Annotated in this window: 10 protein-coding genes; 1 reads left to right on the forward strand and 9 read right to left on the reverse strand. The window is 72.1% G+C overall.

Annotated features, from left to right (window positions below):
* Positions 1-102: 102 nt before the first annotated feature.
* Positions 103-2091: a hypothetical protein gene (locus tag ACWDX9_RS29895; RefSeq protein WP_449959662.1), complete on the forward strand. Its 1989-nt coding sequence runs from the start codon at positions 103-105 to the stop codon at positions 2089-2091.
* Positions 2092-2135: 44 nt separating this feature from the next.
* On the opposite strand, the gene tsaD is transcribed toward ACWDX9_RS29895, so the two are convergent.
* The 9 genes from tsaD to alr all read right to left on the reverse strand — a co-directional run bounded on the left by tsaD (position 2136) and on the right by alr (position 9337).
* Positions 2136-3167: a tRNA (adenosine(37)-N6)-threonylcarbamoyltransferase complex transferase subunit TsaD gene (gene tsaD / locus ACWDX9_RS29900; protein WP_449959664.1), complete on the reverse strand. Its 1032-nt coding sequence runs from the start codon at positions 3165-3167 to the stop codon at positions 2136-2138.
* Positions 3160-3591 (reverse strand): ribosomal protein S18-alanine N-acetyltransferase, encoded by a 432-nt coding sequence (gene rimI, locus ACWDX9_RS29905; protein ID WP_449959666.1) that lies wholly within the window; start codon positions 3589-3591, stop codon positions 3160-3162. Before rimI ends, tsaD begins: the two co-directional genes overlap by 8 nt.
* An 11-nt stretch (positions 3592-3602) precedes the next feature.
* Positions 3603-4247, reverse strand: a complete 645-nt coding sequence (gene tsaB, locus ACWDX9_RS29910; RefSeq protein WP_364243717.1) for a tRNA (adenosine(37)-N6)-threonylcarbamoyltransferase complex dimerization subunit type 1 TsaB — start codon at positions 4245-4247, stop codon at positions 3603-3605.
* 43 nt (positions 4248-4290) lie between these two features.
* On the reverse strand, positions 4291-5220 hold the full coding sequence (locus ACWDX9_RS29915) for an aminoglycoside phosphotransferase family protein (RefSeq protein WP_449959668.1): 930 nt from the start codon (positions 5218-5220) through the stop codon (positions 4291-4293).
* A 45-nt stretch (positions 5221-5265) separates the two neighbouring features.
* Positions 5266-5802 carry a class F sortase gene (locus ACWDX9_RS29920; protein WP_449959670.1) on the reverse strand — a complete coding sequence of 179 codons (537 nt, stop codon included), beginning with the start codon at positions 5800-5802 and terminating at the stop codon, positions 5266-5268.
* A gap of 2 nt (positions 5803-5804) precedes the next feature.
* Entirely contained in the window at positions 5805-6482 is a 678-nt protein-coding gene (locus ACWDX9_RS29925) for a hypothetical protein (RefSeq protein WP_350731035.1), read from the reverse strand.
* 168 nt (positions 6483-6650) lie between these two features.
* Complete coding sequence (gene tsaE / locus ACWDX9_RS29930) at positions 6651-7109, reverse strand: tRNA (adenosine(37)-N6)-threonylcarbamoyltransferase complex ATPase subunit type 1 TsaE (RefSeq protein WP_449959672.1); 459 nt, start codon at positions 7107-7109, stop codon at positions 6651-6653.
* Entirely contained in the window at positions 7106-8158 is a 1053-nt protein-coding gene (locus tag ACWDX9_RS29935; protein WP_364243728.1) for an alpha/beta fold hydrolase, read from the reverse strand. The genes tsaE and ACWDX9_RS29935 overlap by 4 nt, the downstream gene beginning before the upstream one ends.
* A gap of 45 nt (positions 8159-8203) precedes the next feature.
* On the reverse strand, positions 8204-9337 hold the full coding sequence (gene alr, locus ACWDX9_RS29940) for an alanine racemase (RefSeq protein ID WP_449959680.1): 1134 nt from the start codon (positions 9335-9337) through the stop codon (positions 8204-8206).
* Positions 9338-9483 lie beyond the last annotated feature (146 nt).

The raw sequence follows: 9483 nt of genomic DNA on the forward strand, positions 1-9483 counted from the left end.
AGTTCTCCCCTGCGGTTTTCCGTGTTCCCGCTCGTTCATCTGAAAATCGACCTATATCCCACCGCTGCGCGGCAGACCGTCGGCGAGCCAAAGGAGCTTTCGGTGGACCATTCCAACCACACCACCCTTCTCCAGGCAGGAGGCCAGTCCGGCATCTCCGAGAGGATGCGGGACCTGCTGGCGCGCGCCTCGCAGGATCATGTGTACGAGCAGCGCACGCAGGGGGCGGTGCTGGACGAGATCCGCCAGCGGCTCGAAGGCATGGAGTGGCTGCTGCGCGAGGTGCGCGAGCGCGAGCTCGGCGGCCTCAGCGGCACGCTGCAGGCGGTCAGCGGGCGGCTCGACGACATCACCGCCAAGCCGCCGATGTGGGCGGAGGGGCTGGCTCAGCACGTCGAGGCGGTACGCGACCACGTGGACGCCGTCGGGGAGCGGATCGGAGACGTGGACGCCCGCGTCGCCCCGGTGGCCGACCTGCCCGGCCTGCGGGCCGACCTGGGCACCATGGGCGAGGGCGTGGACGAGGCGCTGACCCGCCTGCAGACGGTGCTCGACAGCACGGACGGCCTCACGAAGGGGATGTCCGACTTCGCCGCCACGCTGGCCACGCTCAACAGCAGCATGGAGGCCGCCGCGAGCCGCTTCACCAGGCTCGACAAGTCGATGGCCGACCTGACCACCCGCACCGACCGGGTCGAGGTCGCGGTCGGCGACCTGTCGGAGCACCTCACCGCCCGGCTGAGCGCCCAGGACAAGCAGCTCGCCGTCCGGATGGACGAGACGGACCAGCGGCTGACCACGCGGCTCGTCGAGGCCGACCAGCGCCTCACGACCCGCCTCGACGACACCGACCAGCGGCTCTCCGACCGCCTCGACGAGACCGACCGGCGACTGACGACCCGGCTCGACGAGACCGACCAGCGGCTGACGGTCCGCCTCGGCGAGAGCGACCAGCGACTGTCCGACCGCCTCGACCAGACCGAAGAGCGGCTCTCCGACCGGCTCGACGAGACCGACCAGCGACTGACCGACCGGATCGACCAGACCGGCCTGCGGCTGACCGCCCGGATGGACGAGACCGACCAGCGCCTGGCCACCAGCCTCGTCGAGGCGGACGAGCGGCTGGCCAGCCGCCTCAAGGAGTCCGACGAGCAGCTCGGCAGCCGCCTGTCCGACGTCGAGCTGCGCCTCGCCACCAGGCTCGACGAGACCGACCAGCACCTCGCCATCCAGCTCGGCGAGAGCGAGCAGCGCCTGAGCGCCCGCCTCAGCGGCGTGGACGCCCGGCTCGACCGGGTCGAGGGCAGGCTCACGGGGCTCGACTCGCGGCTCACCGGGTTCGACAGCCGCCTGGAGTCCGCCGACGAGTGCCTGGCCGACATCGACACCAGGCTCGACGGCCTCGACGGCAGGATGGCCGGCGTCGACAAGCGGCTCCTGTCCGTGGACAACCAGCTCGGCGGCGTCGACAAGCGGCTGGGCACCGTGGACGGCCACCTCGGGCGCCACGACGACAGGTTCGACGCGCTCGACGTACGGATCGACGCCCGCTTCGGCGCTCTCGACGAGCGCATGGCCACCTCCGACCAGCGCCTCGGCGAGCTGTCCACGCGCAACGAGGGCCGCTTCAACAAGCTCGACACCCAGATCGACTCCGTCGACGAGCGCCTGGTCGAGGCCGAGGAGCACCTGAGCAGCCGGTTCGACGGCCTCGACACCCGCTTCAACGGGCTCGACACCCACCTCAACGGCCTGGCCACGCGCGCCGAGCAGGCCAGCGCGCACCTGGAGTCCGTCGACGACCGCATCGAGACCGTCAGCGAGCGCGTGGGCCGCCTCCCCGAGGCCCTGGCGGGCCAGAGCGAGCTGCTCCAGGCGCACGCCGGAGACCAGGCCGAGCGCCTGACCGCCGCCGCGAGCGCGCTCACCGAGCTCGTCACGGCGCGTCCCGACCGCGACCAGCTCACGGAGACGGTCACCGGCATCGTCCAGCCCGCGACCGACGACCTCACCAAGCGCCTGGGCGCCCTGGAGGAGACCATGCTGGCCCTGGCCGAGGCCCTCCTGCGCCCCACCAGGGCCAAGGACTAGGTGTACTGACTTCGGGGGCCGTGCCGTCGATGACGGCACGGCCCTCACACGTGAACGGTCGTGATCGGCAGCGAGGAGTCGGCGGGGATCTCCAGCGTCGACGGCGTGATCCCGGCCGCGACCAGGTTGGAGCCCAGGGCGGCGACCATCGCGCCGTTGTCGGTGCACAGCCCGGGGCGGGGCACGCGCAGCCGTACGCCGGCCGCGTCGCACCGCTCCTGGGCCAGCGCGCGCAGCCGCGAGTTGGCCGCCACGCCGCCCCCGATCAGCAGGTCGTGCACGTCGTACTTCCGGCACGCCTGAAGTGCCTTGCGGGTCAGCACGTCGACCACGGCCTCCTGGAACGAGGCGGCCACGTCGGGCACGTGGATCGACTGCCCGGACGCCTCGCGGGCCTCGACCCAGCGCGCCACGGCCGTCTTGAGCCCGGAGAAGGAGAAGTCGAGCGTCCCGTCGTCGATCTTGCCGCGCGGGAACGTGATCGCCGCGCCCGAGCCGTCGCGCGCGGCCCGGTCGATGTGCGGCCCGCCGGGGAACGGCAGCCCCAGCACCCGCGCGACCTTGTCGAACGCCTCGCCGGCCGCGTCGTCGACCGTCGAGCCGAGCGAGATCACGTCCGAAGCCACGTCGGGCACGAGCAGCAGCGAGGAGTGGCCGCCCGACACGAGCAGGGCGATGCACGGCTTGGGCAGCGGCCCGTGTTCGAGCTGGTCGACGGCCACGTGGGCGGCCAGGTGGTTGACGCCGTAGAGGGGCACGCCGAGGCCCAGCGCGTACGACTTGGCGGCGGCCACACCCACCAGCAGCGCCCCCGCCAGCCCCGGGCCCGCGGTGACGGCGATGGCGTCGATGTCGGAGAACTTCAGGCCGGCCTCGGCCAGCGCGGCCTCCACCGTCGGCGTCATGGCCTCCAGGTGGGCGCGCGAGGCCACCTCGGGCACCACGCCGCCGTAGCGGGCGTGCTCCTCCATGCTGGAGGCGATCGTGTTGGCCAGCAGGGTGCGGCCCCTGACGATGCCGATGCCGGTCTCGTCGCAGGAGGTCTCGATGCCCAGGACCAGTGGTTCGTCAGTCATCAAGATTCCTTCTCATCATGATCGCGTCGGTGCCGTCGTCGTAGTAGCGGCGGCGGGTGCCGATGTCCTCGAACCCGTAATGCCGGTAGACGGCCTGCGCGCGCGGGTTGTCGGCGCGTACTTCCAGGAAGATCTCCCGCGCTCCCCTGCGGCCCGCCTCGGCCAGCAGCTCGGTCAGCAGGGCGCCGCCGATGCCGGTGCCCTGGTGCTTCTCCAGCACCGCGATGGTCTGCACGTCGGCCTGGTCGGCCGCGGCGGCGAGCCCGGCGTAGCCGATGATCTCGCCGTCCAAAAGGGCCACCACGTAGTGGCGCGAGCGCGGCATGTCGGCCAGCTCGCCGCGCATCATGCCCTCGCTCCACGCGTCGAGCGGGAACGTGGCCCGCTCGATCGACATGACCGCCGGCAGGTCGGTCACGGTCATCGGCCGGAGGTTCACGCCGTCACCCGCTTGGGCGCCCCGGGCACGACGGCGTCGGGCCTGCGCAGGTAGATCGGGCGGGGCGGGTCGAGCGGCGTGCCCTGGGCGAGCCGCTCGGCGGCGAGCGCGGCCAGGGCGCCGGCGTAGGGGTACGGGGGCGCGTCGCTCTCGCCGAGGATCTCGGCGTAGAGCCCGGCGCCGGCGCCCACGACCGGCAGCCCGTCCACGGGCACGTCGGCGGGGCGGTCGACGAAGGGCCCGTCGAGCCGGGTGCGCATGTCGGCGTAGCGCGCCCAGAACACCTCTTTGCGCCGCGCGTCGGTGGCCACCAGGAACGGCTCGGCGAGCCCGCTGCCGTAGGCGACGGCGTCGAGCGTGCAGATGCCGTACGCGGGGATGCCCAGCGTGGTGGCGAGCCCCTGCGCGGTCATCAGCCCGACGCGCAGCCCGGTGTAGGGGCCGGGGCCGCTGCCCGCCACGATGGCGGTCACGTCGCGCAGCGCCGCGCCGGCGTCGTCCAGCACGCGTTCGATGGTGGGGATGAGCAGCTCGCCGTGACGCCGGGCGTCGATCGTCGTGTGCTCGGCGAGCACTCGTCCACCGTCGTGGAGCGCGGCGGTGACGGCGGGTGTCGCGGTATCAAAGGCCAGGACCAGCACGGCTGTCTAGCCTACCCGCCGTACGGCCCGCCGCCTCCAAAAGTCAAGACCAGCCCGTACGACGCTTGAGCCAGTCGAGCGCGACCACCCCCTGCGCCCGCTGGAACGCCCTGACCGTGGGCAGTCCCGGCGGGTCCGGAAGACGCGAGTGACGGATGAAATAGCCGGTGAGCCCGGCGACCACCGCGGTCACCGCGGGGTCGGGATCGGTGAACAGCTCGTGCGGCATCGGCCCGCCCTGCATGCCGATCGACGGCAGCATGGCCACCAGATCGACCCAGGGCGCGCCCACGCAGGCCCACGGCCAGTCCACGACGTAGACGCGCTCGCCGCTGAGTAGGATGTTGTCGGCCCGCAGGTCCCGGTGGACCAGGGTGTCGCCGGCCGCCGCCGCGGCCCAGCCGGACTCGAGCTCGGTCAGCTCGCCGAGGTGGCGCAGCGCCCACGGGTCGAGCCCGCCGGCGTCCTCCTCCAGCAGGTCGCGCCAGCCGTGGAAGGACGAGCCGATGGACTCGGCGATGGGCGGCGCGGCGATCGGGGCGGGGGTGAGCTCGGCCGACATCCGCCTGACGGCGTCGAGCACCCGGTCGAGCTGGTCCCGCCGCCACGGCAGCTCGGGTGGCGCGCCCTCGACGTCCTCGAAGACCAGCGCGACCCAGCCCTCCAGCTCGAAGCCGGTCAGCAGCCTGGGCGCGGGCACGGAGTCCGGCAGCGCCGCGGCGATCTCCAGCTCGGCGCGGTAGATGCGGACGCTGTCGGCGTTCGGCTCGGGGCCGACGGCCTTGACGAAGGCGCGCCTGCCGTTCTCCGCGCGCAGGCGGACCGCTGCCGCCGGCGAGAAGCCGCCGGGCTGGGTGACCGCCTCGGCCACGCGCGCCCCGAGGAAGCCCTCGACCGCCGCGCGCACCTGCGGGTGCACGCACCTCCAGGGCAGGCGTACGCCGGACGCGGGCGGGCTGGTGTTCACACTCACGCGTCCATGATCCCGGACGAGGGGAAAGGGACCGCAAACCGTTTTTCAGGCGCGGGAGGCGTACACGATGATGTTGTCCAGGTATTCGCCCTTGGCGTAGTCGAACTTGCCGCCGCAGGTGACCAGCTTGAGACCGTCCTCCAGGTACACGCGCCTGGTGGGGAAGCTGTCCTTGTGCACCTGCTCGATGTGGTCGACCTTGAAGCTCACGACCTTGCCGTCACTGCGCTCGACCTTGACGGTCTCGCCCTTGCGTAACTGCCTGAGCTTGTAGAACACGGCGGGGGCCGTCTTGGTGTCGACGTGGCCGATGATCACCGAGGCGCCCTTCTCGCCGGGCACGGCGCTGCCGGAGTACCAGCCGGCCACCTTCGGCTTCTCGTACGGGGGCAGCTCGACCTCGCCGTCCTTCGATAAACCGAGCTTCATCAGCGGTGCGTCCACCTCGATCGAGGGGATGTCGATGCTCTCGGGCACGATCGACGCGGTGGGCGTGCTGCCGGTCTGCATGCTCTTGCCGAACGCGACCAGCAGCAGGCCCGTGGCGGCGCCGGCGAGCACCACCCGTCCAGGTCGGGCCATCGCTACGCCTTGCGGCGCTTGACCGCGAAGCCGATGCCCGCGACCAGGGCGAGGCCGACCAGCACGCCCGCGGGGCCGATCGGGATCGAGGAGTCGTCGCTCGCGTCCATCCCGTACGTGCCGCCGCCGCCCGCCTTGGGCGCCTTGCTCGGCACGGTGGACGGCACGGCCTCGGCCGCGGCGACCCTGAGGGTGGCCCGGCCCAGGTCGTTGGTGCCGTCGCACTTGACGTCGACCCGATAGGAGCCGCGCCGGACCGTTCCCGAGACCTGCGCCTCACCGCGCACCCACGGCGAGCCGTTGGCGGACGTGGCGGTCGCGGTGGGGGTCGCCGAGGCCCCGGCGACCGGGTTGAGCACGACGCCGTTGACGAACGCGCGCGAGGTCCCGGTGCCGGTGTGCGCCGGGCCGCCGGTCGGCACCGGGCAGTTGGCCAGGATCCACACCTTGGAGGTCTCGCCCGCGGTGACGCGGTCGGGGTTGAGCTGGACCGAGATGGTCTGCCTGTTGGTCGAGGGCCGCGGGCTGCCCGTGGCGGTGGCGGCCGGGGCGGCGGTGCCGCTGGCTGTGGGGCTGGGCGTGGCTGTGCCTGTTGGATTTGCATCGGCGGAAGCCGTGCAGCCGGTCAGACCGACCATCACGATGGCTCCCGCGTACGCGACTCGCCTGACCCTGAGCACCGGCCGCACCCCACTCCGCCGTCGTACCACCCAGCATCCATCAGAAATATGGATGTCGCCCCTCCTGATACCCAGAAAATCTGGGCCAATCCCTGACCAACGATCATGATTTATGTCATTGGCCTGGTACGTCAAGGGTGCCAGTATTGCCGAAAATTGACGGCGGTTTTAGTCTTCCAGCGGCTCAGACGGCGTGTCGGCCCATCGCGGACCCACGCCGCGCAGGGTGACAATGCGGACCTCGTCGCCCGCCTCGCGGTCGATGTGGATCTCCAGCCGGTCCTCGGCCAGCCCTTCGACCAGCCCCTCGCCCCACTCCACGACGGTGACGGACTCTTCCAGCGAGGCGTCCAGGTCGAGGTCGTCGACCTCCAGGTCGCCGCCGAGCCGGTAGGCGTCCGCGTGCACGAGCGGCGGCCCCTGGCGCAGCGAAGGATGCACCCGGGCGATCACGAACGTGGGCGAGGTGATCGGGCCGCGGACTTTGAGCCCTTCGGCGATGCCCTGCACGAGCGTGGTCTTGCCGGCGCCGAGCGCGCCCGACAGGACGAGCAGGTCTCCGGCGCGCAGCTGCCCGGCCAGGCGGGCGCCGTACGCGCGCATGTCCTCGGCGGTCGCCAGCCTCACTGCATCTCCACCCTCTTGATCAGGTCGCGCAGCGCGTCGTTGACGGCGCCCGGCCGCTCCAGCTGGATGAGGTGGGACGTGTCGGGCACCTCGGTGAGCTGCGCCTTGGGCAGCGCCGCGGCGATGGCCTTGCTGTGGTCGGGCGGGGTGAGCCAGTCGCGCTCGCCCACCATGATCGCGGTGGGCACCTGGTCGAGGACGTCGAGCGCGGAGAGCTTGTCGTGGTTCATCAGCGCCGGGTAGAAGTCGGCGAACACCTCGGTCGGCGTGGCCCTGATCATCGACTCGGCGAAGTCGACCACGGTCGGGCTGACGTTCTTGGAGTCGCCGAAGCCCATGTAGCGGGTCATCAGGAACGCGATGTCGCTGCCCGCGTGGCGGGTGCGGTCGACGAGGGCGCCGCCCTTGCCCAGGATCGAGATCGTGGACGGGGCGATCTTGTGCACCGCCTTGGACACCATCGCCGGCATGCCCAGCGTGAGCTCGGCCAGCTTGCCCGCCGAGGTCGCGATGAGCGCGACGCCGCGGATCTTGTCCGCGAACAGCTCGGGGTGGCTGTCGGCCAGCGCCATGATCGTCATGCCGCCCATGGAGTGGCCCACCAGCACGCACGGTCCCGGCACGAACTTCTCGATCACCTCGGCCAGGTCGGCGCCCAGCCGGTCGATCGTGCTGCCGTCGGCGCCCGCGCGCTGCGAGCGCCCGTGCGAGCGCTGGTCCCACAGCACCATGCGGTAGTTTTCGCGCAGGTCCTTGCGCTGGTAGTGCCAGGACTCCAGGTTGAGGCAGTAGCCGTGGCAGAAGACGACGGTCAGCTCGGCGTCCTCGGGCCCGTCGACCTCGACGTGCAGCGCCTTGCCGTCGGAGGTGACGAGCGTGCGCTCCCTGCCCCGCAGCTCGCCGAACGGCTCGCTGGCCTCGGTGTCGGGGCGCAGCCTGATCCTGCCGACCGCGTACCGCTTGGCCAGCGCCGCCGCCGCGACGCCGGCGGAAGCCGCACCGACGAGCGCGCCGGCGATGCCTACCCTGCGCCGTGTTGTCGTCGTCATCTCCCCGATCCTTCTCCGCTCATGCCTGCCGCGAAGTGCCCGTCGTCACTCCGAGCGCCTGTGCTCGTAGACCCGCGGCACGCGCGACCCGATCCTGGTCACGATCTCATGCGTGATCGTGCCGAGATTATCCGCCCACTCCTGAGCGGTCGGCTCGCCCCCGTCACCGGGCCCGAAGAGCACGACCTCGTCGCCCGCCGACAAGGGGTCGTCGCCCATGTCGATCATGAACTGGTCCATGCACACCCGGCCCGCGATCAGTCTGCGCCGCCCGCCGGCCAGCACCTCGACCCGCCCGGTGGCGTGCCTGAGGATCCCGTCGGCGTATCCGAGCGGCACGAGGCCGAGGGTGGTCTCGCGGTCGGTGACGTACAGGTGAGCGTATGACACGCCCGAGCCCTCCGGAACCCGCTTGACCAGCCCGGCCTGCGCCACGAGCGTCATCGCCGGTCTGAGCCCGAAGTCGCCCAGCTCGGGGATGGGGCTCAGGCCGTACATCGCGATGCCGGGCCTGACCAGGTCGTAGCGGGCCTCTGGAAGCGTCACGGTGGCCGCGGAGTTGGCGAGGTGCCGGATCACGTGGGAGCCCGCCGCGCCGGCCCGCTCGGCCAGCTTCAGCGCCGTTCTGAACGCCTCCTGCTGCTGCTCGATCGACGGGTGGCCGGGAATGTCGGCGCAGGCGAAGTGGGACCAGAGGCCGACGATCTCGACGACGCCCTCGGCCTGGAGCTTCAGCGCCCCTTCGAGGAGCCCCTGCCAGGCGGCCAGCGGCGAGCCGCCCCTGCTCATGCCGGTGTCGGCCTCCAGGTGGAGCCTGGCCGTGCGCCTCGTGCGGCGGGCGGCGGCCTCGATCTCGCCGAGCAGCCCCGTGTCGGAGGCCGACAGCTCGATGTCCTTGTCGAGGGCCTCGTCGAGCGGCTCGCCGGGGGTGATGAGCCACGACAGGATCGGCGCGGTCACCCCGCCCGCGCGCAGCTCGAGCGCCTCCCGGACGAACGCGGTGCCCAGCCGGCTCGCGCCTCCCTCGATGACGGCCTCGGACGCCGGCACCAGCCCGTGCCCGTACGCGTCGGCCTTGACGGCGCCCATCAGCTCCGCGCCGCCGGCCCGCTCCTTGAGCAGGGCCACGTTGTGCCTGATCGCGGCCAGATCGACCCGCGCCTGGGCCGGTGTGGCCATCGAGGAGTACATCCCTCCAGTGTGGCAGCTCACGCGGGTGGTCGAGCGCGATTTCCGCCCCCGGCCACCCCTACGACGAGCGGCCCCCGCCGGTCACCGCGCGGATGGCCGCCGGCACCGCCGCGGCCACGTCGGCCGCGGTCAGC

The sequence above is a fragment of the Nonomuraea sp. NPDC003201 genome, from assembly GCF_053590415.1.